Genomic DNA, 25,392 nt, shown 5'->3' on the forward strand with positions numbered 1-25,392 from the left:
TGGAAGGAGCTTTTATTTTATATACCACGAAAGCACACTGAATTCGATAAACTATCGAACTCAGTGTGCTTTTCGTCTAAAAAAATTATTGTTTTCTTCTTCTACCTAATACGAATAATACTCCGCCAACTAAGAATGAAATTCCAGCACCAACTGACATCATCCATGGAGACGCTGCCCCTGTTTTCGGTAATTCTCTTTCTGTTTTTACTTGCGGCTCTTTAATTAATTTTTCCAATCTTACTTCCGGTTTCACTTCTGGCTCCTTCGGTTCTTTCGGATCTTCTGGTTTCACTTCTGGCTCCTTCGGATCTTCCGGTTTCACTTCTGGCTCCTTCGGTTCTTTCGGATCTTCCGGTATCTTAAAATCTTCTTTTGTTTTCGGTAAAATTGTAACTGTAGGCTCAAGTGGCGGATTTATTTTATCGTCCACTACTGCTTTATTTGTTATCCCTTTACTCGGCGCTTCTTTTACCTTCGCTTTAAAAATAATACTACGTTCTTTCGTATCTGTAATTTCTAGATACTTGGCGATTACTTTTCCAAACTCCATTTTTAACTCTATTGGATTTGGCTCAGCCCCTTCAAATCTAATACTACCTTGCACGTATTCTAAACCGGCTGGAATTTCATCTTCTATTGTAACTACATCTAGTTTTCCGTTTTCCACCGTATTTTTGAAGCTAATTCGGTATTCTACTTCTTCTCCTAGCTTTGGCTCTTTATTACTTACTGTCTTCGCTGCTGTTAACTTACCATCTTTATATTCTGGCTTTATTTTCGCTGTCGGTTCTATAACTGGATGTTTCGGATCATCCACTTCAATAATCGCTTTATTTGTTATTTCTCCTCCAACTTTTGCTGTTTCTTTTACCTTTACTTTAAAGATGACACTTCTTTCTTTCGTATCCGTAATTTCTGGATACTTCACTGTTACTTTTCCATTCTCTACTTTAAGTTCTGTAGGCACAGGCTTATCACCTACGGCCTCCAGACTATCTTTCACATACTCTAAACCAGACGGAATTTCATCTTCAATCTTTACATCAACTAACTTCCCGCCATCTACTGTGCCGTTAAAAGTAATTCGATATTCAATTTCTTCCCCTAGCTTTGGTTCATGATTACTTACTTCTTTCCTTGCCTCTAGTTTCCCATCTTTATATTGCGGTGTGATTGGTATAAGTGACTCAACTGGCGGAGTCGTCGGATTATTATCATCAACAATCGCCTTGTTTACAATCTCTTTTCCTACTTGTACCGTCTCTTGTACTCTCACTTTAAAGATGATACTTCTTTTTTTCGTATCCGTAATTTCTGGATACTTTGCTGTTACTTTTCCATTCTCTACTTTAAGTTCCACCGGATATGGTTCCGGCCCATCAGACTTTATACTATCTTTTACGTATTCTAAACCGGCTGGAATTTCATCTTCTACCTTTACCTCAGTTAGTTTTCCGTTCTCTACCGTATTTTCAAAGCTAATTCGATATTCTACTTCTTCTCCTAACTTTGGTTCATGATTACTTACTGTTTTTTCTGCTTGTAATGCACCATCTTTATATTGAGGCTGAATAGAGATATTCGGTTGCTCTGGTGGATTTATTGTATCTTCCACAATCGCCTTGTTCACAATCTCTTCGCCTACTTTAGCTTTTTCTTTCACTTTCACTTTAAAGACGATACTTCTTTCTTTCATATCCGTAATTTCTGGATATTCCGCAAGGACGATTCCGTTTTTCACTTTCACATACAACGGTTTCGGATTCTCTCCCTCGGCTCTTTCACTACCTTCTACAAACTCTAAGCCAGTTGGTAATTCATCCTTAATCTTCACCTTCGCTACTTTTCCATGCTCTACTACGTTACGGAAAGTAATTCGATACTCTACTTCTTCTCCTAATTTTGGAGCTGGATTATTTACTGTTTTCTCAGCTTTTAGTTTTCCGTCCTTATACTCCGGCGTAATAATCGCTTCTGGTTTTTGCGGCGGATTCTTCGGATTGTCATCATCCACAATTGCCGTATTCACGATTTTCTTACCGACTTTTGCTACTTCCGTTACTTTCACTTTAAAGATAATACTACGCTCAGCTGTATCAATAGTATTTTCATACTTCGCTGTAATTTTCCCAGCTTCTTCTTTTAACTCTACTGGCGCTGGCTCATTACCTTCTGATTTTAAACTATCCTTCACATACTCTAAACCAGTTGGTAATTGATCCTCAATTTTCACTTCTGCTAGTTTTCCGTTTTCTACCGTATTTTTAAAACTAATTCGGTACTCTACTTCTTCTCCTAGCTTTGGATCTTTTTTATTTACCTTTTTATCAGCTTTAACTTTACCGTCTTTATGCTGCGGGGTAATTTCTACTTCTGGTCGCTCTGGTGGATTTTTTGTATCATCAACAATTGCTTTATTTACAATTGCTTTGTCCACTTCAACAGAATCTTTCACCTTCACTTTAAAGATAATGCTTCTTTCTTTCATGTCAGTGATATTTTCATACTTCGCACTAACCTTACCAGCTTCTTCTTTCAACTCTACTGGTGCTGGCTTATCACCTTCTGCTTTTAGACTATCTTTCACATACTCTAAACCAGACGGAATTTCATCCTCAATTTTCACCTCTGCCAGTTTTCCATCTTTCACCGTATTATTAAATGAAATTCGGTATTCGATTTCTTCCCCTAGCTTCGGTTTATGATTATTCACCTTTTTATGAGTAGCAATTTTACCGTCTTTATATTGCGGTGTAATTTTTGCTGTCGGATCAATTACTGGATGGTTCGGATCATCAACATGGATAATCGCTTTATTTGTGATGTCTTTACCTATTGCAACTGAATCTTTCACCTTCACTTTAAAGACGATACTTCTTTCTTTCGTATCCATAATCTCTGAATACTTTGCCATTACCTTACCATTTTCTACTTTCAACTCCACTGGTTTTGGCTCTTCACCTTCAGCCTTTTCGCTTCCTTCTACAAACTCTAATCCAGCTGGAATTTCATCTTCTATTTTTACCTCTGCTAGTTTTCCATCTTTCACCGTATTATTAAAAATAATTCGATATTCGATTTCCTCACCTAACTTCGGTTCATGATTACTTACTTCTTTTCTTGCCTCAATTTTCCCATCTTTATATTGTGGTGTAATCGGTACATAAGGCTCTTCTGGCAGATTCTTTGTATCATCTATAATTGCCTCATTTACGATTTCTTCTCCCACTTTTACGCTTTCTTTTACCTTCGCTTTAAAGACAATACTTCTTTCCTCTGTATCTGTAATTTCTGGATACTTTGCCATTACCTTATTATTTTTCACCTGTAGCTCTACTGGTTTCGGTTTAGAACCTTCTGCTGTGATGCTGCCTTCTACATACTCTAAACCATTTGGTAATGTATCCTTTATATTTACCTCTACTAGTTTTCCGTTTTCTACCGTGTTTTTAAAACTAATTCGGTATTCTACTTCTTCTCCTAGTTTCGGTTTATGATTATTTGCTACTTTCTGCGCAGCAATTTTACCATCTTTATATTGCGGAGTAATTTCCACACGAGGCTCTTCTGGCTCATTTTTTGTATCTACTACGATTGCTTTATTAACAATCTCCTTGCCTATTTCTGCCTCTTCTTTTACTTTCACTTTAAAAATAATACTTCTTTCTTTTGTATCCGCAATTTCTAGATACTTTGCCATTACCTTGCCGTTTTCAAATTTCAATTCTACCGGACTTGGTTTAGAACCTTCTGCTTGTAAACTGTTCTCCACGTACTCTAATCCAGCTGGAATTTCATCTTCTACTGTAACCTCTACTAGTTTTCCGTTTTCTACCGTGTTTTTAAAACTAATTCGGTATTCTACTTCTTCTCCTAATTTCGGTTTTTTATTGTTTACAAATTTCTCTGCTTTAAGCTTACCGTCTTTATATTCTGGCGTAATTGTTACTTCTGAAGTTGTTGGATCTTTTGTATCATCAACAACTACTTTATTGACAATGCCTTCACCAACCTTAAATTCTTCTTTTACTTTCGCTTTAAAGACGATACTTCTTTCTTCTGTATCCATAATTTCTGGATATTTTGCGATTACTTTTCCATCTTTCACTTTCAGTTCTACCGGATCTGGCTTAGAACCTTCTGCTCGTAAACTATCTTTCACATACTCTAATCCATTTGGTAAATCATCTTTTATTGTTACCTCTGCTAGCTTTCCGTTTTCTACCGTATTTTTAAAGCTAATTCGGTATTCCACTTCTTCTCCTAACTTCGGTGTTTCATTATTTACCGTTTTCTTCGCTTCCACTTTTCCATCTTTATGCTGTGGAGTAATTTCTGCCGTCGGTGTTTCTGGCTCATTTTTCGTATCATCAATAATTGCTTTATTGACGATTTTTTTACCGACTTTCACTTCATCTTTTACTTTCACTTTAAAAGTGATACTTCTTTCTTCTGTATCCGTAATCTCTGGATACTTCGCCATTACCTTACCATTTTCAAATTTCAATTCTACTGGATCCGGCTTAGAACCTTCTGCTTTCACACTGTTTTCTACGTACTCTAAACCTTCGGGTAAAGTATCTTCTATTTTCACCTCTGCTAGTTTTCCGTCTTCTACCGTGTTTTTAAAACTAATTCGGTATTCTACTTCTTCTCCTAACTTCGGCGTTTCATTATTTACCGTCTTCTTCGCTTTCACTTTTCCGTCTTTATGTTGCGGAATAATTTCTGCTGTCGGTGTTTCTGGCGGATGTTTCGTATCGCTCACAATCGCTTCATTAACAATTGAATCGCTCACTTTACCTTTTACTTTCACTTTAAAGGTAATACTTCTCTCTTTTGTATCTGTAATCTCAGGATACTTTGCCATTACCTTACCGTTTTCAAATTTCAATTCCACTGGATCTGGCTTAGAACCTTCTACTTTTACACTATCTTTCACATACTCTAATCCATTTGGTAAATCATCTTCTATCTTTACCTCTGTTAGCTTTCCATGTTCTACCGTATTTTTAAAGCTGATTCGGTATTCCACTTCTTCTCCTAACTTCGGCGTTTCATTATTTACCATCTTTTTCGCTTCAAGTTTTCCATCTTTATACTGAGGAATAATTTCCGCAGTCGGATTAACTGGCTTATTTTGCGAATCATCAATAGTTGCTTTATTAATGATTTTTTTACCGACTGTTACTCCTTCTTTTACTTTCACTTTAAAAACGATACTTCTTTCTTCTGTATCCATAATTTCTGGATATTTTGCCATTACCTTACCGTTTTCAAATTTCAGCTCTACTGAATCTGTTCCGATACCTTCTGCTTTCAAACTATTTTCTACATACTCTAAACCTTCTGGTAAAGTATCCTCTATTATCACGTCTGTTAGCTTTCCGTACTTAACCGTGTTTTTCATACTAATTCGGTATTCTACTTCTTCTCCTAACTTCGGTGTTTCATTATTTACGCTTTTCTTCGCTTTAATTTTTCCATCTTTGTGTAATGGTGTGATTTTTGCTTCTGGTTCTTTCGGATGTTTCATATCATCCACAATTGCCTTATTGATGATTTCCTTACCTACTTCCGCTTCTTCCTTCACCTTTACCTTTACCTTAAAGACAATACTTCTTTCTTTCATATCCGTAATATTTTCGTATTCAGCAATGACTTTTCCATCTTTCACACTTAACTTTAATGGAGCTGGTTTATCACCTTCAGCCTTTTCACTGCCTTTTACATACTCTAAACCGTTAGGAATTGTATCCTCTATTATTACCTTTTCTAGTTTTCCGTTTTCTACCGTGTTCTTAAAGCTAATTCGGTATTCTACTTCTTCTCCTAGTTTTGGTGATGGATTATCTACTGTCTTCTTCGAATCAATTATTCCATCCTTATGTTGCGGAGTAATTCTTTCCTCCGGCTCAATCGGTGGATTTTTCGTATCATCAACAATTGCTTTATTGACAATCTCTTTATCTACTTTTGCTTCTTCCTTCACCTTTACTTTAAAGACGATACTTCTTTCTTTCATATCCATAATATCGATATACTTAGCTTTGACTATCCCATTTTCAACAGCTAATTCTACTGGTCCAGGTGCTTCTCCTTCGGCCTTGATGCTATTTTCTACATATTCAAGACCTTTTGGAATTGTATCTTCCACTCGCACCTCTTCAAGTTTTCCGTTCTCAACCGTATTATGAAAACTAATCCGATACTCGATTTCTTCGCCTAACTTTGGCTTCTTATTATTAACTACCTTTGTAGCAGCAATTTCACCTTTTTTACTTTGCGGTGTAATAACAACCTTTGATTCAACAGGCTCATTTTTCGGATCTTTTGCAATTGCTTTATTTACGATTGCCTCCCCTACTTTTGCCGAATCTTTTACTTTCACTTTAAAAACAATACTTCTTTTTTCTGTATCCGTAATTTCTGGATACTTTGCCATTACTTTGCCGTCTTCCACTTTTAGTTCTACTGGCTCTGGTTTTATACCTTCAGCTTTCAAACTATCTTTCACGTATTCAACACCTTTAGGTAGTGTATCTTCTACTAGCACCTTTTCTAGTTTTCCGTTTTCTACCGTATTATAAAATGTAATTCGGTATTCCACTTCTTCTCCTAGTTTTGGTGTTTGATTCGTTACGCTTTTTTCAACATCCACTTTACCGTATTTATAATCCGGCGTAATCTTTTCTTCTGGATGCTCAGTTTGTCCATTCGGCTCACTCACAACCGCTTTATTAACGATCGTTTCTCCGGCTTTTGCCTCTTCTTTTACTTTCACTTTAAAGGCAATGCTTCGCTCTTTTGTATCCGTAATCTCTGGATATTTTGCGATTACCTTACCATTTTCTACTTTTAACTCTACTGGATTTGGTTCAGCACCTTCAGCTCTCTCACTGCCTTGAACAAATTCTAAGTTAGCTGGAATTTCATCTTCTATTGTAACTGCATCTAGTTTTCCGTTTTCCACCGTATTTTGGAAGCTAATTTGATATTCAATTTCTTCTCCTAGCTTCGGCTTTTTATTTGTTGCTTTTTTCTTTGCAGCAATTTTACCGGACTTATGCTGTGGTGTAATCTTCTCTTCTAAATCCTTTGGTGGATTTGTTTTATCACTAACGGTTGCTTTATTAACAATTTCTTCACCAATTTTTGCAGTTTCTTTTACTTTTGTTTTAAAGACGATACTTCTTTCTTCCATATCCATAATTTCTGGATACTTTGCAATTACTTTACCATTTTCAAACTTCAGCTCTACTGGCTCTGGTTTTGCACCTTCTGCTTTCAAGCTATCTTTCACGTATTCAAGACTACTTGGTAATTCGTCTTCAATTGTCAATACATCTAGACGTCCATCTTTTACCGTATTTTTAAATGTAATACGATACTCTACTTCATCACCTAACTTCGGTGTTTTATTAGAAGCTATTTTTCTCGCCTCTATTTCTCCCGGAACTTCTTTTGGAAGCGTAACCGTAACATTTGCATCATCTGCAGTTTCATAATTTACCTCGGTACTATCTTTTCCCTTTACCGCAACGATATTTTTTATTGTTGTATCTGATTGTACAGAAGCTTTCACTTTTACTTTAAATGTAATAATAGCACTCTCACCAGGTTTTAAAACACCGCCGTCTTTAGCATCTGCCCCTTCACCCATACGGAAATCAATTTGATTATTTACAAACTCTGCTTCATCATCGCTTGCATTATCTGTTTTATTTCCTTTATTACTTCCAGAAATATATTGTATAGATTCCGGAACATACTCTAAACGATCATCTAATTTATCAAAACCTTTTACATTAGATACAGGTGCTTGGTTATTTTTCGTATCATTTTTCACTTCAATTTGATACGTAAACTCTTCACCAGCTTTAATGTCCTTAATTTCTTTTCCGGCACTATCTAACGCCTTTTTATCAACTTGTAAGTTTGGAGCATTATGTTCTGTAACAAATGTAGCGTTATTTAATACGTAAATATCACCATAGCCACTATTTGCTCTAAAACGCATTTTTGCTTCTTTTAAATCATTTTTTACTTGATTCGGTCCTTCAAGATGATACGTATGAATGTCAGTACTGAATGAATTCGTCCAATCCGGATTATATCCTGGATATTTTTTCGTAACAAACTCGTTAGTACCGTCTACTTGTACTTCTGTCATAGACGAATCATTCGCATCATTATCTTTACCGTTAATATTTTTTATCTTTATATATCCAGCACCAAAATCATATTCTCCATAATCATATGCATATCCATCTTTCTCAGCTGGATCACCTTGCGATGAAAAATAACTAAATTTCGCCTTAAAAGTACCTTCTTTGGGTGTATTTATTTTATTAACACTAATATCTGTCCAGGCTGTACTTTTTTGAGAGACTAGCCCTTCCCAAATCTTCATGTCTTTTACTGTTTCTTTATAGTTTTCATAAACTAATATAAGATTCCAGTTACCCCAGTAATAGCCGCCACCTGTTACATCTTTAATTTGTGGCACATTTGCAACTGTCAAAGTTTGAGAAATCCCTTGCTGCGCAATTACATTTGTTACATCCGCATATGCAACATAACCAGCACCAGCACCTGAGTAATTAGAAATAAAAGGTAAGCTATCCGCTTTTCGTATGCTATCAGCAGTTACATCTGCATATTCTTTATTTCCCATTTTCATTTTGACTGGTTGCCTTACTTGATCCTCGGTAACCTTTCTATCAGCAATATTTCCTGGTAACCCCATTGCTGCTGTCCAGAATAAGTAAGCCTTTTTCACTTTACTTCCGGCAGGAATATTAGGAAATGCACCTGTTGACGAATTAAAAGTACTATCATCGTTATCAACGTCCACAGTCATTTTATTCGTTTTATAACCCATACTTTGTCTGCCATAATGATCGGTCGTCAAACCAAGTGTTACATTACCAGTCTGTACTAAATTACCAGCAGTAATTGTAGAATACAGTGGATCTCCAAATCCTTGCTTATCCCCTGTTTGCATTTGAACCTTCGAAGCATTCTCTGATGCAGCTTGTACTTTTGCATCGCTCTGATTTTCCGCTTCTTTTTCTAGTTTCTCAGCCTCGGTTACTGGTTGTTTTGGTGGTTCTGTTTTTGATGTAGGGTTATTTTTATCTTCTACAGATACTTTTAGCTTTTCATCAACTTTTTTAATTGTATTATTAGCTGATGGGCCAACTTCTTTCTTACTACTGTCAGCCTCCTCATCGGCATTAGCTGCTACCTTTTCTTCAGAAGGGATTCCCTCAACATCTACAGACATGTTCCCTATTTGTAGTTGATCCTTTTGCACACTAATTTTTTGCTTATACTCATTATTAAAATGTTGTGCACGACGAGCTTTTATTAACACAGTCATTTTTTCATGTGATTTTAAATCTTTAATTTTAAGATTAGAAGAAAGAACCTTTCCTCCCTTATCTTTTTCCTCTACATAGAAATCCGCTACCTTATTTTCAGGTAACTTCTCTCCGTTTACTTTCACAGATTGCGAAGGGAACGTAATTTCATTTTCATTATTTTGTTTAAGCACCAATTCTTGAATTGGTGTAGCTCCCGTATTTTCAATCGTATATTGAAATACGTGCTCCCTCTCTGCTACTTCTCCCTTATATATTTCAGCATTTACTTGCTCTGCCTTAATTTTCACATCATTTCCTTGTAGCTCATCCCAGCTTTTTTTATTTATCTCTGTAGCAAAAGCACTGGGTGAAGGCAATATGATGGATAGGAGAAGTGTGATCATCGTTACGACATTAAAACACTTCAATACTTGCTTCATATTTTCTACCTTTCTCCTTTCTATATACTTGCTATCCGTCTACTTAATTTCGTAGCCGTATACATAGCAATATATATCCACTCGCAACAATCCGACCTACGAAAATGTATCGTTGAAATCCCAATGTCAACAATATAAATCTCATAGAATATTACTATTTTAATTTATCAAAAATAGCATATATATATCGGACACTTATACAAACCTTTACCATTTTTAATATAGTAAAAACGTTCTACTGCATAGGCTTATATAACAGTTAAAGGATACATAAAAATCTTAACATACTCCCTAACCTATTCATACATACAATAGAATTTTTACCATTTTTTAGTTATTTCAGTTTGTTGTTTATGATTAAAATTTTCAAAAAACAATAACCGTTACATGTAAAAATATATTATATTATTAAAGAACGTATGTTCTTATTTTAAAGGAGGAATTTGTAATGATAAACGAACCCATTATCGTAAAAAAAGAAGCTTTCCAAGCAATCGGCGTTTCGGTTACGACAACTAATGAAATAGAGGCATCTCCTGAAGGAAAAATCCCCGGGCTTTGGAACAAATACTTTCAAGAACAAATGATGCATCACATCCCAAATCAAAAAACGAAAGAAACATTCGCTTTCTACTCAAACTACGAATCAGATGAAACTGGTACATATACATTCACAATCGGTACGCCCGTTTCTTCATTAGAAGACGTTCCTGAAAATATGACAACTTTAACAATACCTGCTGCTACATATGCGGTATTTACAACGAGAAAGGGACCAGTTGCTGAAGTCGTTTGCGAAGCTTGGGAATATATTTGGCAATGGTCGAAAGAAAATAAACGTACCTTCACAACAGACTTCGAGCTTTACGACGAAAGAGCATTAGACCCAAATCATGCACAATTGGATATTTATATTGCGTTAGCCTAAAAAAAGATGCCCATTCGGCATCTTTTTTTGTCGTTAAATAGCTACTGGGCAAATTCATTATTATTGTCTACAATGAGAAAGTGCAGTATAGAAATATTAGAAACTGTATAAAGTGAAACTATAATCAGTGGGGGCATCTCCCATTAAGTATTAGCCCTCACCAATCGGGCGTTTACTTGTTTTTTAGTTTAAATTTGTCACATAGAAAGGAAGCAATATGGAGGAACTACAACAAAATAAAACTGCTTTAGAAGGAAGCGGAAAACCGTTATTAAAAAATACGAATTTCCTTTTTCTTTGGGCAGCTACTCTTTTTTCAAGCTTTGCTTTAGCCTTTTTTACTTTTTCACAAACGTGGTACATAGCAAAAACATTAAACCTTGAAGCTTCACTCGGTGTTGTTTTCGTAGCCCTTAGTGTTCCAAGGCTTATTTTTATGATTGTCGGCGGCGCTGTAGCTGATAAATTCCCGAAAAAAAATATTATGTTTTACTCCAATATCATTCGAGCGATTCTTGTCGCAACCATTCTCACATGGTTTATCGTTGGTGATGTAACGCTATATACATTTGCTTTATTCGCTTTATTCTTTGGACTTGCTGATGCTTTCTTCTGGTCAGCAGATGGATCTATCTTACCCGAATTGGTAGAAAAAAGCCGGTTAACACAAGCGAATTCACTTACACAAATGACGAACCAAGCATCGGTCATCTTAGGCCCTGTACTTGGCGGAATTCTCATTAAATTTACGAACTATGAGACAATCTTTTCCATTACGATTTTATTACTGATTGTCGCGGCCATACTCGTTCAAAAAATACAATTTACGATGCCAGAACAAAAAGATACAGATAAAGGTATGTTCACTTCCATTAAAGAAGGAATCTTATATGTAAAGGAATCGCCATTCCTTTCAACTTTCCTTATTTGTAGCGCCTTTTTAAACTTATTTTTAATCGGCCCGATGCAAGTTGGTTTCCCGCTTTTTGTTAAAAACGTGCTGCATGGTGATTCGCTCCAGTTTAGTTACTTAGAAGCATCTGTAGGCGGCGGAATGGCAATCGGTGCTGTCATTGTCGGTTTAAAAAATATTAATCGTAGACGCGGTCTATTTTGTATTATCATGATGCTATTGTCTGGTATATTCTTCTTAGCCATCAACTTTAGTACCGTACTTTGGCAAGCACTATTAGCTGGCATGTTTTACGGTATTACAATCGCAATGGCGATTGTACCGCTTATGGCAATGATTCAATCGACAGTCAAAGAAGAAATGATGGGACGCGTAATGAGTTTACTTATGCTATCATCAATGGGCTTTATCCCGCTCTCTTATGCATTCACATCCATTGCACTTGCAATAGGAATTCCAATCGTAACCGTTATGAAAAGTGGTGCAATAGCTGTTATCGTCTTCGTACTATTTGTAGCGATTCGTGTTCCAGTTGTAAGAAAGTTCGACTAGCTACTTGGAGTCATGTATTATACGCATGGCTCTTTTTTAAATGGATCAAATAACGCTATCCCCTTACTTCTTCTCACAGCTGCTCCCCATTCTAATCCAATCTCTAAAAATAAATCTCGCACTGTACTGTATAAAAGTGCCCCAATGTCTTTACGAATTTCCCCATATTTATATGCTCTTACAACACTTTTCACACGCCAAATTAAATTTCCATACACTTCTTCGTCAGCTAATATTTGCTCTAGTAAAACACCTTGTTCTAGTAACCCGCTCTTTTTATATGCAAGCTCGACCTTACTCCAAAATATATTAATTTTCTTCGGATTACTCGACATCGGCACCAGTGCGTATATAAAAGGCTTTGGTATATCGTGACGGCAATACGTCTCATCAAGCTCGTACGTTTCTTTTCTATTCTCTTTTATTTGTGGAATGTTTTTAGAAAGAATTGTTTCACCCTCATTTTTTTGCACATTTTTACTACAGCCAGATGCACGATCCTCACTTTCACATGCGGACATTTTCATACGGTCATCCATGCGGTCAATTACAGATATAAGAAATACATATAAGTTCGCACTATATCCGCCGCGCCTATGTCTTTCTTTTGTCGCAACACGCTTTATAATTCCTAGTTCCTCTAACTTTGCAATAGAGCGGCGTACTGTACGAATACTCTTTCCAACATTTGTAGCAATCGTCTCCATTAATGGACAAGCAACCCCCACTGTTTTCTGTTTCTCATTCACTGCATACTTTCCTAAAAAATGAATAATGGTAGCATCCGTTTTATTTAATTGAAATCGATAATGTTTCAAAACTTGTTTTTGATATGTATTAAACTCTTCTTTACTTCGAAATTCACTGTATGGTTTCATTAAATTATATAAGCTTCCCATTTATATCACCTCATTTATAAGTAAGAGGCAGGAAGAGAATTTGGCGTTGAATTTAATATTTTTTTAATGGAGATGAAAATATGATCGTAATTAGCGCTTGTTTAGGTGGTATAGCTTGTCGATATGACGGAAATGACAATCTCGTTTCAAAAATAGAGGAGCTACTACAAAAAGAAGATACAGTCCTCATTTGTCCTGAAGTATTAGGAGGACTGCCAACACCTCGTCCTTCTGCTGAAATTATTGGCGGGAATGGCGACGACGTTTTGGACGGAAAAGCGAAAGTGATGACCAAAGATGGTGAAGATGTCACAGAAGCTTTCGTAAATGGTGCTTATAAAGCATTAGAACAAATTAAAAATTTACACCCAGAATATATTATTTTAAAGGAACGTAGTCCATCTTGTGGCAGTTCTACGATTTACACTGGTGAATTTAATGGCAATAAGCAAACTGGTTACGGGGTAACTACTGCTTTATTTAAAAGACACGGATTTAAAGTCATTTCAGAAGAAGAATTTGAAAACAAAAAAAGGAATTGACCCTGTTCGTCAATTCCTTTTCTATCTGTCTTATTTCACGCCTAATTTTTCTTTCACTTTCGCTGGAAGCTCGTCTTTCTTTACTTCTTCCCAAGCTGATACACCTTTTTTATCTGAGTGATATACGCGTAGGAATGCTTCTTTACGAAGATTTTTTTGAGCTGTAAATTCTAATTCTTTCTCTTTACCGTCTTTATCAAAGCCAGTTAGCTTATACTCATAATCTTTAAATTTTTGACCATTATCAGCTTTACTATGAACTTCTTTTCCATCTACTGTAATTTGAACGTAGTACTCATCTTTACCCATACGGTTTAAATCACAACCAACTAACAAGCTTGCGAATACAACTAAAATACTAAATAGTGCAATGTATCTTTTCATTTCCTTCACCTCATATGTTTTTTCTTATATTCTTATCTTAAAGCCCAGAGCTTAAAGAAGAAATTCAAAAACATGACATGAACATTACACTTTTGTAAGATAATAATTATTTCTTCACTTTAGAAATTGTCATTCCATCACCAATTGGAACGAGTACAGATTCTAAATGCGGGTCGATTTCTATCATTTCATTAAACTTCTGTATAACGTTTTTGTTTCGCACGCTTCTCAGCTACACTACCGCCAATAACGTCTTTCACGCCAATTTCACCACTTATCACGTAATTTCCTTATACCGTTTATTACGCCTTCTATTATACCCTCAATTATAATCTCTATTACAAGGTATCTTATTAAACTAATAATAGGTTTAATTACGTATTTCCTTATGAATTCAAGAATATCCTCCATCATATTTCCCTCCTTTTTTTCAAAAGGAAGCTGCTACTCCTCCGCGTCCTTTTACGTCCAATTACAATTGCTGCCCTACTGCGGCATATATCAACAAAACTAATACGTCAACAACATCCACAATAACGCTATTGAATTTGGAAGAAACTTCGGTAAATACTAATACTATAACATGGCTAAAAGAATTATTTTTTCATCTATATTTGGGGATGCTCCCAAAAACTTTATAAAATCAAAGACAACTTTACTACAACTCTTCCCGTAACTAATTTATTATCGTGGTAAACCGTCTTCCACTACATCCGTAACAGTTCCATTCGGTTCAAAGATTACACGTAATGGTCCTTCTCCACCATAACCAGTATAGTCATATACTGAATAAGATTTATATTTCTCAATCACATGTGGCTGTCCAATTGCAGCTTTTACCTGATTCGCGGGCATACCTTTTTTGATTTTCAAATAGTGATTGTAACTTACTGCTGCCGAATTGTTATTTACATCTTTATACCACGGTACACGATCGTTTTTTTCTTCATATTCCTTTACAGGCTCTTCAATACGTTTCATAGATACCTCATTCTCATTCTCTTTATCTGTACCCTTTATAGCAGTACGTTCAATATTCACAACGTAACCATATGTATTTAATTCAACCATAATTTCATATGTACCATCCGTATCTTTTTCAGTATAAAATACGCGTTTTTCATTATTATTATAATGTTTTATATTCTCACCACCGTAGTCAATCGTATTAAGAATATCCGTATACGTCATACCTTCCTCAATCTTTTGAGATTCGTCATGAGAAATATAACGCTTCTTTGATGATGGAGCATCCTCATTTTTAATACTTTCACGTTTACTCGTGGTCATAGGTGTTTTCTTCTGATCTTTTAATACTTCTTCACCTTCGGCCTTCGCTGGTTGCTTTGCTCCTACTTTTGTTAATACGTCTGTATCGCTAGAACAAGCCCCCAAAATCGATACTGTAGTCAACGCCACCCCTACTATAAGTACTTTCTTAAATAACTTCATTCTAATCCCCCCGGTGTTTTTTAATATCTAGTAATCAACGTATTTTAATGAATACGGAACTATTCAGTTCTATACAATTTGCTATAGCCTTCTCCCTCATACACCTTTTTTATATAAAGTGAAACTTTAATCAGCCCTCACCAATCGGGCTTTTATGGGATAAATCTACCTATTAGTAATAACCGGTGAAACTACAGCTAGTCCGAACACGATCGCCAATCATCTTCGTTACAAATATTAACATTAAATACAACTAATAAATAGTATATTTCTTCTATTTTTTTACATTTCCGTTACGAAATCTTATCTTAAAACGAGCAATATGAAACTGGAATTCACAATATAAATCACATATCCTATATATAATAACATTTAAATTAAATTCCAAAGTAACTTTACATGCATTTTCTGTTTTAATGCCAAAAGAAAAGACCTTTCTAACGATTTTATTCCATCGCTAAAAAGGCCTTTTCTATTTCGTCTAAAAACTTAGCACTCTTCTGGTTTACCAGCATTCGTCGCTGTACGGAAAGATGATCCACATCCGCATGATGCGATTGCGTTTGGATTGTCGATTGTGAATCCACCGCCAAGCATAGATTGTTTATAGTCAATTTTTACTCCTTTAACAATTGGAGCACTTTCTTTATCGATAACAAATTCAACACCGAAAAACTCAAGAACTGTGTCGTCTTCTTTTGGTTCTACTTCAAATCCTAAGCCGTAAGAAAGACCGCTACATCCGCCGCCGTGTACAGCAAGGCGCACATACTTCTCTCCATCTTCAGCATCTTTTAACATATCTTTAATTTGAAAAGCTGCTTGTTCTGTTACTTTAATCATGAAATACACCTTCCTTTCTGTTCTTAGTCCATTATACATCTTTACGCTTCTATCTTGTACTCATACACTCCGCGGCAAATTACTTCCGCAGGTCCTTTCATCAACACGTTTCCTTCTTCAGTCCACGCAATCATTAAATCGCCACCAGCTAAATGAACAGTAATTTCCTTACCGCGTTCCATCTTTCCATTTAAAATAGCAGCTACAACTGCAGCGCACGCTCCTGTTCCGCAAGCTTGCGTTACACCAGATCCACGTTCCCAAACGCGGAAGTTCATCTCGTCATCATTCAAAATTTCGATAAACTCAACATTTACTCGCTCTGGAAACATTTCATGTGTCTCGAGGACTGGTCCAAGTGTTGTAAGAGGTGCTTTTTCTACATCATCAACCAAAATAACCGCATGCGGATTTCCCATTGAAACAGCTGTAAATGCATAACGATGATTATTATATAAGAAGTTTTCACGAATAAATGGCGTTTCACCTTCACCAAGCATCGGTATTTCTGCACGTGTTAGACGCGGTGCCCCCATATCAATTTTCGCTAATGTCACGACACCATCTTCTACTGTTACTTCAGCCGTTACAATACCAGCTAACGTTTCAATTGTGAAAACTGTTTCTTCTACTAGTTTATGCTCATACGCATATTTCGCTACGCAGCGCAAACCATTACCACAGCTCTTTCCTTCAGAACCATCATTATTAAACATGCGCATTTTCACCGGAGCTACGTCTGAAGGGCAAATTAAAATCATCCCGTCTGCTCCAATACCAGTATTAATATTTGAAACCTTTCCCGCCACAAGAGCTAAATCTTCTTCAGGAATTTGCTCTTCAAACATATTTACATATATATAACTATTGCCAAGACCATGCATTTTTGTAAAAGAAAATTGGCTCATTTGTATTCACTCCAAAAATAATTTGTTATTTTAAGTATAGAATGCATGCTTTTAGAACACAATATGAATGTCCCCCGTTTCTCATATTTGACAACGTTTGGCGATGAGCCACTCTTACACAATTTGTGTAAGAAAAAAGCCCTTCTAAAAAGGGCCTTTTTTTATTTATCCCACTATTTTCAATTGGGGAAGGCTAATAATCAGCATTAGCCTTCCCCACAAAATAAAGTTTTATCTAATGGAAAAGGTGCTGCTAATTCGCAACACCTTAAAACATTGGATTTTCATCCAAATACTCATATACATTATTAACAAGCTCTTCTACTGTTGCACCTTGTACAACTTCACCATTTACAAGTGCAAACGGTCCTTCAAAACAAATACCACAATACCCTAGACAACCGTACTCCATTACATCTAAATTCGGATCTTTTTCTAATTTTTCTAGAGCTGCTTGTGAACCACTTGCAAGGTTACCTACACAAAATTCAATTAATGGTTTAATCAAAATTCTCCCCCCTGTACTACAAAACAAATTACCTTTTCACTTTATCTATAAGAAGAAAACTAAGCTGTTTCTTGTTGTTTTCGTTACACAGTCTAAACTATTTAGTTACTTCATTACTTCACTTCAAAGTAGATGACTTCTTCTATATAACATGCTACTTCCAATGAAATAGTAACTACAAAGGAAAAACAGTTTATTTTACTTTTCTTCTTATTGTACAACAGAGTATTCATTCATGCATTGTTATTTGTTCACAAATTCGATATAATTTGATTGAGTAAAGTCAAAATATTTTATTAATATAAAATTTTATGATTAGGGGATATTTCAACAGAAAAGGGGTAATCCATCATGAAACACCTCGTAATACTAGGTGGCGGCTACGGTGGAATGAGAATTCTGCAAAGGCTACTTCCAAGCAACCAACTTCCAGATGATGTACAAGTGACATTAATCGACAAAGTACCATATCATTGCTTCAAAACTGAATATTATGCATTAGTTGCGGGTACTATTTCAGAAACGCATATTCGTATACCGTTTCCTGAACACCCACGCCTCAATATTCAATACGGCACAATAACAAATATTGACCTCGAAGAAAAAGCTGTTCATCTCGATGGCGGCGAAGCAATCCAATATGATGACTTAATTATCGGACTTGGCTGTGAAGATAAATATCATAACGTTCCTGGGGCTAGGGAATATACACATAGTCTACAATCAATTGAACAAACACGTAAAACATATGAACAATTAAATAGTCTAGAACCAAATGCAACAGTAGCTGTTGTTGGTGCTGGCTTAAGTGGCGTTGAAGTAGCAAGTGAACTTCGTGAAAGCCGTTCTGATTTAAAAATCTATTTATTTGATCGAAAAGATAGAATTTTATTCCCGTATCCAGAGAAATTAAGTAGATACGTAGAAGAATGGTTCGTAAAACATAAAGTTAATATTATAAGAAACTCTAACATTACAAAAGTGGAACCAAATATTGTGTATAATCACGATGAACCACTTGAATGTGATGCAATTGTCTGGACAGCTGGTATTCAAGCAAATGAAGTTGTTCGAAACCTTCCAGTTGAACAAGATGGTAGCGGACGGGTTGTCTTAACGAAATATCACAATATTCCAAACAACGAGCATGTTTACGTTGTAGGAGATTGCGCAGCACTTCCACATGCACCATCTGCCCAACTTGCTGAAGGTCAAGGAGAACAAATTGTCCAAATATTATTAAAACGTTGGAATAATGAACCACTCCCTGATGAACTACCTGTTATTAAATTAAAAGGTGTTCTAGGATCTCTTGGTAAAAAACACGGATTTGGTTTACTCGCAAACCAACCGTTAATGGGACGTGTACCGAGATTATTAAAATCTGGTCTTCTTTGGATGTACAAATATCATAAGGGTTAATACTTTACAGGCTGTCTACTATGTAGGCAGCCTCTTTGCATCAGTTTTTAAAAATTATCAGACACATCTTTCTCAATATTTATAATGATTTATTTTTCATTTTTATATTAAAAACTACGGATAAACAGTGTATGCTATTTGTAAGTTGTTTTATTATTTCCTTGAAGACCGAATTCATTCGGTCTTATTTTTTATGTGATAAATACTTTTGTAGGAGGCATTACATTCCACTTATGAACTTATCGAAACTAAACAATCGAATAGAAGCGAAAAAGAAAGAGTTAATCTATCTCGTTGAACGATACGGATTGACTCATGATAAAGTGATTTCTTTCAGCCAAGAATTAGATCGTTTACTTAACTTATTAATAAAACTCAAGACGAAGAAAAAACGTTGCTCTTTATAACCGTTATCTTCTCTTTTTTGATACGATATAACTAGAATCAGAAAGGAGCGATTTATGTTTATATTAAAAAACGTTATATATAAAGATATACTACACATTCCTTATTTACAGATTCAAAAAGAAAAGATTACTTGCATTATCGGTGAAAGCGGAAGCGGAAAAAGCACGTTGCTTCGCATGTTAAACGATTTACAATCTCCAACATCCGGCACAATTGAATATAACGGAAAATTAATTTCTGATTATCATCCTATTCAATTACGTCGTGACGTAGTTATGCTTGGGCAAACTCCACCTATTTTTGATGGAACCGTTAAAGACAACCTATTAATGGGACTTCGTCTTTCTGAAAAACCATTTCCAAATGATGATGCCCTGCGGAGTGCATTACAAACCGTTAGCTTAGACAAGCAATTAGAAGATAGCGCCTCCTCACTATCTGGCGGTGAAAAACAAAGACTTGCCTTTGCACGTATCGTACTTATGGATCCGCCTGTCTATTTATTAGATGAACCTACTTCAGCATTAGACAGTGATACAGAACGCCGCGTTATGAAACAATTTACTGAACTAGCACGAAAAAAGAAAAAAACAATTATCTTCATCACACACTCACAACAACTTCCAGAAGAAATTGCAGACGACATTATTGAGATTAGTAAAGCAAACGGTGCAACTAGAAAGGAAGTGCTCTCTGTTGAAGGGCGTTATTGAACTCCAAATTTGGCAACTTGCAGCTGCCTATATTTTTATTCTTATTTTAATTGGACTTGTAAAATTAAAAGGAATACCTCGCGAAAAACAAATCGCGCTCGCAACATTCCGTATGACCATTCAGCTCGTACTTGTTGCATATGTCCTTACATACGTATTTGAAAACAGTAATCCATTTTATACAATTGCTCTCATTACTTCTATTACTACCTTTGCAATTTTTAATATTTATAAACGAGTTAACATCCCAATGTCTAAAGAATTAAAACGAGTAGCCGCCCTTTCCATGGTCGCCGGATCAATTGGGCCACTTCTACTATTTATCTTTGTTATTATCGGACATGATCCGTGGTATGCTCCGCAATATATCGTCCCTATTACAGGAATGTTAGTTGGGAATGCCATGACTGGTGTTTCTCTCGGCGCAAATACGTTCTTAAACAATATGAAATCGCAAAGAGGTCAAATTGAAGGTGCACTTATGCTCGGCGCAACACCGAAAGAAGCAGCTGCTCCGCTCATTCGAGACGCTTTTGACTCTGCTATTTTACCAACAATTAATTCTATGGTCGGAATGGGAATTATAAGCTTACCAGGCATGATGACTGGTCAAATATTATCCGGTGTATCACCATTCACAGCCATTCAATATCAAATCGCCATCATACTCGGTATTTCTGGAAGTACTGCCTTTGCTGTCATTATCTTTTTACAGCTTGGATATAAAACGTTCTTTAATAAGCGATGTCAATTGAAAGAAATTGACTATGGTACGAGGTGAATGGTGCGTAGTTCACGATGAATGAAATTATATTAACGATTTTTTCAATATATCTATCATAACTTGCAATATATCAACGATTTTTCAAATATATCTATCATAACTTGCAATATATCAACGATTTTTCAAATATATCTATCATAACTCAGAATATATCAACGATTTTGTACGAAATATCGATTTACCGACAAAAAGTGACATAATAAAAAGAGGAGGCTATTCGCCTCCTCTTCTATTTACTTACGCCTTCTTAACGAACTGTGATTTTAACTTCATAGCTCCGAAGCCGTCGATTTTGCAATCGATATCGTGATCGCCATCAACTAGACGGATACTCTTTACTTTCGTACCGATCTTCACAACTGAAGAAGTTCCTTTTACTTTTAAATCTTTAATAACAGTAACTGCATCGCCGTCTTGAAGAACGTTTCCGTTCGCATCTTTTACAACTTTCGCACCATCATTATTTTCAGCTTCTGCTTCTTGGCCCCACTCATGAGCACATTCTGGACATACGAAAAGAACGCCATCCTCATACGTATATTCTGAATTACATTTTGGACAATTTGGTAAAGTAGCCATAAATTCATTTCCTCCGTTCATTATTTATACGTAAAAATCAAAATTGATGTTTACATCTCGATAAATAAAATTTGTATAGCATTTCTTTATAGTGCCATAGTCTCACGTTATTGACAAGCCTACCTCAAATTCTCATTTTTTATTGTATTTTACAAAATTTCAATTTGTATGCCGTTTTTCTATTTGCTCTTCTACTAATTTTAAAAATCTTCGTTGTGCATTTTTATTTTTTACAAGCAATCGAACTCTTAGCTTACTTTGTAAATATGAGCGAACTTTGTAGTTCGTAATAAATAACTTTCGATACTTTTCGTCTTCATATATGATTCGAAACCATTCATACTGCTGCAAGTAAAGTATGTTAGCATCAATCTTTTTCGTGTGTAAACCCGTACTTAAACTAATCGATCCTATTAGAGCTTCTATTAATACTGAAATCATTTCTCTCCCCCTAATAAACAAAAGAAGAACCTTCACAAGATTCTTCTTTTCAAAATGAACGAGTTCCCTCTAGAAACCCCAATTATTTTCTTCAATGTAAATTTGATATTCTTCTACTTCTTCTTCACTTAACTTCTTATTATTTTCATATACCTCTTGCCACTCGAAATAATCTTCATCGAAATAAACAGCAAATTTAATTTTCACGTTTTTCTTCTCTGTATAATCATAACCAGTAAACTCTACTACATCATAATCTTTTTCTTTCTTCACAAACTTCCAAGTTGGATTATCATTCATAATCTCTAAAGTAACCCCTTCACCAGTTGAACGAACAACGTTTTTAATATTCGGCTCAGTTGGTAAAAGAGAAAGTCCGAGCATAGCTCCGCCAAACACAATCCCGACTATAACTTGTAAACCAATCATACCAGCAATACTCACGCCACCCTTTGATTGTAAGAAATACGCCTTCTCATGATCAGACGCATCTTCTCCCTTACGAAAAACACGAACACCATGCTTATAATATAAACGGTTTCCTTGCCATCCAGTAAATATCATCATTCCTAATTGAAGAGCTAAACTAAATGTTACATAAATCCCCTCTGGAATATCTATAAAAGGGGTTATAACTATACTAGGTATAGCCAATAACGCAAATATAATAAATAACTTATACATTTTGCGATAAGCTAACCAAAAGGTTGGGAAGAAAAAGGCTACCCAATTCCATGTATTCCCTTGCGCAGGGTTTTCTACTTTACCCCACTTAAAATCATAATAAGCTGTATTCTTTTGAACAACTTTATGTAATTCTTGTGGAGAAATCGTTTCTTGTAAAACAGTGTCCTTCACGTACATCATCCTTTTCTTATTTCTATATACATTTATTGTATATGGACAAAATGAAGGAATCTAACAAAAAGTACACATATTTCATAAAAATGAACGGAAATCGAATATATTCCGACAATTATCCGTTTCTTATTTCATTTTACTTTTAAATATATTAGAATACTTATGAATGATACGTTTAATACACTAAGTTAATCATTTTGTATATTTGATAATAAAAATGTTTCACATGAAACTATTTATATTTTGTATTACCTTGCCTCTACACAATGCGTATAAAGCCCTTTCTACTTACTACAAAATACGAAAGACGCCCTTTTCAAAAAGGCGCCTTTTTATGGTTGAAAATTCAATAATAAATAAAACGAATTATTTAATAAATGAATCCCAATTGGAGCGAGTAAATTCTTCGTTTTCTTATATGTGTATGCTAAACATATACCCATACCCAAAATATATAAAATACTACCTACTGTAAGGGGATGGCCAAAACTAAATATGAAAGCACTTATAACGGCACTAGTAAGTGTAGAGAAGCGCTGAGATAATTTCATAAAAAACATACCTCGAAATACAATTTCCTCCCAAATAGGCGCAAAAATTGTGAGCACAACTACGTATAAAATGATTTCACTTGTAGTAGGTTCTATTACTATATTAGATTCATCCACACCAAGCCCATGTGGTAAAACTAAATTTAATACCGCAAGATACATAAGCATTACAATCGTTGTCATTACTATCGTTACATAATGTTTAAAATTATTGAATTGTAATGATTTTATTAAATGTAAGCAGCAATTTCTTGCCGGTGCATACATTACGATAATCATACAAAACGTGAAAGATGGAATAAGATGATCTACATACCATGGGTATAAGGAAGAATCATATAAAAGGTTCAAAAAACCAATTCCATGCATGACCCCAAAAATAATTACTAGAATGCTAATTACTTGGCGCATACTCATTTGTTCATTCTTTTCTTCATATGTAACTAATTCTATATTCATCCTATCTCCCCAGTATAATTAAACCTTTTTAACCATTATATACCAAATAAAATATAAAAAAGACAATACACCCCACTGTATTGTCCATTTTCTTCCCTACCATTTCTCTCTACACGTCTCAATTAAATGCAGTAAGTACCTCTTCGTCATATCTGCCCTTCTCCACCTTGAGAGCATTCTCTTTTCTTTTGGATTGTGCCGTATTCTCGCTACTTCTTTTAATAAGAGCTCCCATTCTTCCGCTGAACGTTCTGACAAGTATTGTAATCCTCTATCTTTTGAAACGATTGTTTTATGATCTAGTGTATATAAAATACGTCCCATCGTAACGACAGCTGATTCTACCCACTCTTCTATAAAAAATAAATATGGCTTCTTCGCCTTTTCACTCCAGTACTGTTCTACGTTGTATTTCATCGTATTTACTACATCATTCCATTGTATTTGCAGCGGAAGATCTTCTGCTTCTTTTCCTGTAACTGTAATGCCTTGATTTTTCAACGTCCACCATGTGACCGCATTAATGTCCCAATGACCAACATTGGCTTTACCATCTGCACAATACACGTACTCGTTCATTTCATCATTGTATTTCCCTAAGTCAGCAAGCGGAATATACATACCGTCCATTCTTTTACCTAGCGTATTGTCACTAAGTTTCTTATGTAGTTCCACAAGCTGCTGTTTTTCAGCTTCATTCACGGAATCATTTATCACTGTAACAAAATCAACATCGCTCGTTTCCTTATGAAATGCACCTAGTGCGATGGATCCGTAAATATATACCCCGACTATTTTTTCATCCAAAAAAATTTCTTTTAATTCTACTGTGTACCGCTCCATTAACTGTTGTACTTCTGTTGGTAACGCATGCTTCACTCCATTTTTCATATCTATCCCTCCAATAAAAAAGCCTTTGCAAATTCGCAAAGACTTCTTGTTTTATAAATATTTCTCGATTTCTTCATAAACATCCTTCAAACGAGGATTTCCTTCTCCAACAATTTCTCCATTTACAAGAACGACCGGATAAAATAAATCTTCTTCCACTACGCGCTCAGCGAATGCTTTTTTATCCGCATCTTCTTGTTCTTCTTGGAAATCAATATACTCGAAATTAAATTTATTTTCTTGTCCTTCATATTTACGACCAATTGCCGCTTGTAACCATTCAAACGTTTCTGTTGAAGATGGCATTCCGACGCAGCTCGCACAAATTACTTTCGTCCCATACACTTGAACATTAACCATTTCTTCTCCCCCACTTCTTGTCCCAACAGTATATTCAGATGTCTTATTACATAAGCACATCATTTTACAAACTTATTCCATACCCCTATACTGAAAAAACACGATACAATATTTCGACAATAAAACAAGAAGAGAAAAAATAGATTTTCCCCTCTATCTTGATTATAATAAAACTGATGAAAG

Annotated in this window: 20 protein-coding genes and 1 pseudogene; 7 read left to right on the forward strand and 14 right to left on the reverse strand. The window is 35.4% G+C overall.

The window, feature by feature from the left end:
• Positions 1 to 85: 85 nt before the first annotated feature.
• Positions 86 to 9,811 (reverse strand): isopeptide-forming domain-containing fimbrial protein, encoded by a 9,726-nt coding sequence (locus ACTL4X_RS24925; protein ID WP_086692127.1) that lies wholly within the window; start codon positions 9,809 to 9,811, stop codon positions 86 to 88.
• A 448-nt stretch (positions 9,812 to 10,259) separates the two neighbouring features.
• Here ACTL4X_RS24925 and ACTL4X_RS24930 point away from each other — a divergent pair, with 448 nt between their 5' ends.
• The gene (locus ACTL4X_RS24930) at positions 10,260 to 10,739 is read left to right on the forward strand and encodes a GyrI-like domain-containing protein (protein WP_086692130.1); all 480 of its coding nucleotides are present in this window, start codon (positions 10,260 to 10,262) and stop codon (positions 10,737 to 10,739) included.
• A gap of 217 nt (positions 10,740 to 10,956) precedes the next feature.
• The gene (locus ACTL4X_RS24935) at positions 10,957 to 12,204 is read left to right on the forward strand and encodes an MFS transporter (RefSeq protein ID WP_000391944.1); all 1,248 of its coding nucleotides are present in this window, start codon (positions 10,957 to 10,959) and stop codon (positions 12,202 to 12,204) included.
• A gap of 17 nt (positions 12,205 to 12,221) precedes the next feature.
• On the opposite strand, the gene ACTL4X_RS24940 is transcribed toward ACTL4X_RS24935, so the two are convergent.
• Positions 12,222 to 13,103: a helix-turn-helix domain-containing protein gene (locus tag ACTL4X_RS24940; protein WP_086692134.1), complete on the reverse strand. Its 882-nt coding sequence runs from the start codon at positions 13,101 to 13,103 to the stop codon at positions 12,222 to 12,224.
• A gap of 80 nt (positions 13,104 to 13,183) precedes the next feature.
• On the opposite strand from ACTL4X_RS24940, the gene ACTL4X_RS24945 reads away from it, so the two are divergent.
• On the forward strand, positions 13,184 to 13,645 hold the full coding sequence (locus ACTL4X_RS24945; RefSeq protein ID WP_000635488.1) for a DUF523 domain-containing protein: 462 nt from the start codon (positions 13,184 to 13,186) through the stop codon (positions 13,643 to 13,645).
• A gap of 30 nt (positions 13,646 to 13,675) precedes the next feature.
• Here the strand turns inward: ACTL4X_RS24945 and ACTL4X_RS24950 are convergent, their stop codons facing one another.
• From ACTL4X_RS24950 to ACTL4X_RS24975, 6 genes and pseudogenes are all read right to left on the reverse strand, one after another.
• Positions 13,676 to 14,029, reverse strand: coding sequence for a YxeA family protein (locus tag ACTL4X_RS24950; RefSeq protein WP_000833148.1), 354 nt, complete (start codon positions 14,027 to 14,029; stop codon positions 13,676 to 13,678).
• A 106-nt stretch (positions 14,030 to 14,135) separates the two neighbouring features.
• Positions 14,136 to 14,310 (reverse strand): annotated as a pseudogene (locus ACTL4X_RS24955) (methyltransferase).
• A gap of 403 nt (positions 14,311 to 14,713) precedes the next feature.
• Positions 14,714 to 15,481, reverse strand: coding sequence for a hypothetical protein (locus ACTL4X_RS24960; protein WP_151640301.1), 768 nt, complete (start codon positions 15,479 to 15,481; stop codon positions 14,714 to 14,716).
• A gap of 489 nt (positions 15,482 to 15,970) precedes the next feature.
• Entirely contained in the window at positions 15,971 to 16,324 is a 354-nt protein-coding gene (locus tag ACTL4X_RS24965; protein WP_000598775.1) for a HesB/IscA family protein, read from the reverse strand.
• Positions 16,325 to 16,365: 41 nt separating this feature from the next.
• The gene (dapF, locus tag ACTL4X_RS24970) at positions 16,366 to 17,232 is read right to left on the reverse strand and encodes a diaminopimelate epimerase (RefSeq protein ID WP_000077405.1); all 867 of its coding nucleotides are present in this window, start codon (positions 17,230 to 17,232) and stop codon (positions 16,366 to 16,368) included.
• A gap of 268 nt (positions 17,233 to 17,500) precedes the next feature.
• Entirely contained in the window at positions 17,501 to 17,740 is a 240-nt protein-coding gene (locus ACTL4X_RS24975) for a YuzB family protein (protein WP_000595026.1), read from the reverse strand.
• A 351-nt stretch (positions 17,741 to 18,091) separates the two neighbouring features.
• On the opposite strand from ACTL4X_RS24975, the gene ACTL4X_RS24980 reads away from it, so the two are divergent.
• The 4 genes from ACTL4X_RS24980 (at position 18,092) to ACTL4X_RS24995 (ending at position 21,064) form a co-directional block, all read left to right on the forward strand.
• Positions 18,092 to 19,162, forward strand: coding sequence for an NAD(P)/FAD-dependent oxidoreductase (locus ACTL4X_RS24980; RefSeq protein WP_000682068.1), 1,071 nt, complete (start codon positions 18,092 to 18,094; stop codon positions 19,160 to 19,162).
• 233 nt (positions 19,163 to 19,395) lie between these two features.
• Entirely contained in the window at positions 19,396 to 19,569 is a 174-nt protein-coding gene (locus ACTL4X_RS24985; RefSeq protein WP_001054091.1) for an aspartyl-phosphate phosphatase Spo0E family protein, read from the forward strand.
• Positions 19,570 to 19,623: 54 nt separating this feature from the next.
• A complete protein-coding gene (locus ACTL4X_RS24990) occupies positions 19,624 to 20,283 on the forward strand; it encodes an ABC transporter ATP-binding protein (protein WP_000470312.1) in 660 nt (219 codons plus the stop codon).
• Entirely contained in the window at positions 20,267 to 21,064 is a 798-nt protein-coding gene (locus ACTL4X_RS24995; RefSeq protein ID WP_000679256.1) for an ABC transporter permease, read from the forward strand. The genes ACTL4X_RS24990 and ACTL4X_RS24995 overlap by 17 nt, the downstream gene beginning before the upstream one ends.
• A 240-nt stretch (positions 21,065 to 21,304) precedes the next feature.
• Here ACTL4X_RS24995 and phnA read toward each other — a convergent pair whose 3' ends face one another.
• The 6 genes from phnA to ACTL4X_RS25025 all read right to left on the reverse strand — a co-directional run bounded on the left by phnA (position 21,305) and on the right by ACTL4X_RS25025 (position 25,209).
• Positions 21,305 to 21,646 carry an alkylphosphonate utilization operon protein PhnA gene (gene phnA / locus ACTL4X_RS25000; protein WP_000212737.1) on the reverse strand — a complete coding sequence of 114 codons (342 nt, stop codon included), beginning with the start codon at positions 21,644 to 21,646 and terminating at the stop codon, positions 21,305 to 21,307.
• Positions 21,647 to 21,805: 159 nt separating this feature from the next.
• Positions 21,806 to 22,087 carry a hypothetical protein gene (locus tag ACTL4X_RS25005; protein WP_000626487.1) on the reverse strand — a complete coding sequence of 94 codons (282 nt, stop codon included), beginning with the start codon at positions 22,085 to 22,087 and terminating at the stop codon, positions 21,806 to 21,808.
• Positions 22,088 to 22,156: 69 nt separating this feature from the next.
• The gene (locus ACTL4X_RS25010) at positions 22,157 to 22,954 is read right to left on the reverse strand and encodes a DUF2628 domain-containing protein (protein ID WP_002198285.1); all 798 of its coding nucleotides are present in this window, start codon (positions 22,952 to 22,954) and stop codon (positions 22,157 to 22,159) included.
• 326 nt (positions 22,955 to 23,280) lie between these two features.
• Entirely contained in the window at positions 23,281 to 23,958 is a 678-nt protein-coding gene (locus ACTL4X_RS25015) for a CPBP family intramembrane glutamic endopeptidase (RefSeq protein ID WP_001019585.1), read from the reverse strand.
• Between the two features lie 96 nt (positions 23,959 to 24,054).
• Positions 24,055 to 24,849, reverse strand: coding sequence for a nucleotidyltransferase domain-containing protein (locus tag ACTL4X_RS25020; RefSeq protein WP_000788485.1), 795 nt, complete (start codon positions 24,847 to 24,849; stop codon positions 24,055 to 24,057).
• 51 nt (positions 24,850 to 24,900) lie between these two features.
• A complete protein-coding gene (locus ACTL4X_RS25025) occupies positions 24,901 to 25,209 on the reverse strand; it encodes a YuzD family protein (RefSeq protein WP_000248588.1) in 309 nt (102 codons plus the stop codon).
• Positions 25,210 to 25,392: the final 183 nt, after the last annotated feature.

Origin of the sequence: Bacillus sp. RE35 (assembly GCF_052146655.1) — a bacterium.
GTDB lineage: Bacteria > Bacillota > Bacilli > Bacillales > Bacillaceae_G > Bacillus_A > Bacillus_A cereus.

What these genes read in the sequence shown, in the direction of transcription:
- ACTL4X_RS24950 (WP_000833148.1), bottom strand. Translation starts at nt 14,029, where the DNA reads ATGAAAAGATACATTGCACTATTTAGTATTTTAGTTGTATTCGCAAGC.
- ACTL4X_RS24940 (WP_086692134.1), bottom strand. Translation starts at nt 13,103, where the DNA reads ATGGGAAGCTTATATAATTTAATGAAACCATACAGTGAATTTCGAAGT.
- ACTL4X_RS25015 (WP_001019585.1), bottom strand. Translation starts at nt 23,958, where the DNA reads ATGAATATAGAATTAGTTACATATGAAGAAAAGAATGAACAAATGAGT.
- ACTL4X_RS24980 (WP_000682068.1), top strand. Translation starts at nt 18,092, where the DNA reads ATGAAACACCTCGTAATACTAGGTGGCGGCTACGGTGGAATGAGAATT.
- ACTL4X_RS24990 (WP_000470312.1), top strand. Translation starts at nt 19,624, where the DNA reads ATGTTTATATTAAAAAACGTTATATATAAAGATATACTACACATTCCT.
- ACTL4X_RS25020 (WP_000788485.1), bottom strand. Translation starts at nt 24,849, where the DNA reads ATGAAAAATGGAGTGAAGCATGCGTTACCAACAGAAGTACAACAGTTA.
- ACTL4X_RS24925 (WP_086692127.1), bottom strand. Translation starts at nt 9,811, where the DNA reads ATGAAGCAAGTATTGAAGTGTTTTAATGTCGTAACGATGATCACACTT.
- ACTL4X_RS24935 (WP_000391944.1), top strand. Translation starts at nt 10,957, where the DNA reads ATGGAGGAACTACAACAAAATAAAACTGCTTTAGAAGGAAGCGGAAAA.
- phnA (WP_000212737.1), bottom strand. Translation starts at nt 21,646, where the DNA reads ATGGCTACTTTACCAAATTGTCCAAAATGTAATTCAGAATATACGTAT.
- ACTL4X_RS24945 (WP_000635488.1), top strand. Translation starts at nt 13,184, where the DNA reads ATGATCGTAATTAGCGCTTGTTTAGGTGGTATAGCTTGTCGATATGAC.
- ACTL4X_RS25010 (WP_002198285.1), bottom strand. Translation starts at nt 22,954, where the DNA reads ATGATGTACGTGAAGGACACTGTTTTACAAGAAACGATTTCTCCACAA.
- ACTL4X_RS25005 (WP_000626487.1), bottom strand. Translation starts at nt 22,087, where the DNA reads ATGATTTCAGTATTAATAGAAGCTCTAATAGGATCGATTAGTTTAAGT.
- ACTL4X_RS24930 (WP_086692130.1), top strand. Translation starts at nt 10,260, where the DNA reads ATGATAAACGAACCCATTATCGTAAAAAAAGAAGCTTTCCAAGCAATC.
- ACTL4X_RS24965 (WP_000598775.1), bottom strand. Translation starts at nt 16,324, where the DNA reads ATGATTAAAGTAACAGAACAAGCAGCTTTTCAAATTAAAGATATGTTA.
- ACTL4X_RS24985 (WP_001054091.1), top strand. Translation starts at nt 19,396, where the DNA reads ATGAACTTATCGAAACTAAACAATCGAATAGAAGCGAAAAAGAAAGAG.
- dapF (WP_000077405.1), bottom strand. Translation starts at nt 17,232, where the DNA reads ATGAGCCAATTTTCTTTTACAAAAATGCATGGTCTTGGCAATAGTTAT.
- ACTL4X_RS24960 (WP_151640301.1), bottom strand. Translation starts at nt 15,481, where the DNA reads ATGAAGTTATTTAAGAAAGTACTTATAGTAGGGGTGGCGTTGACTACA.
- ACTL4X_RS25025 (WP_000248588.1), bottom strand. Translation starts at nt 25,209, where the DNA reads ATGGTTAATGTTCAAGTGTATGGGACGAAAGTAATTTGTGCGAGCTGC.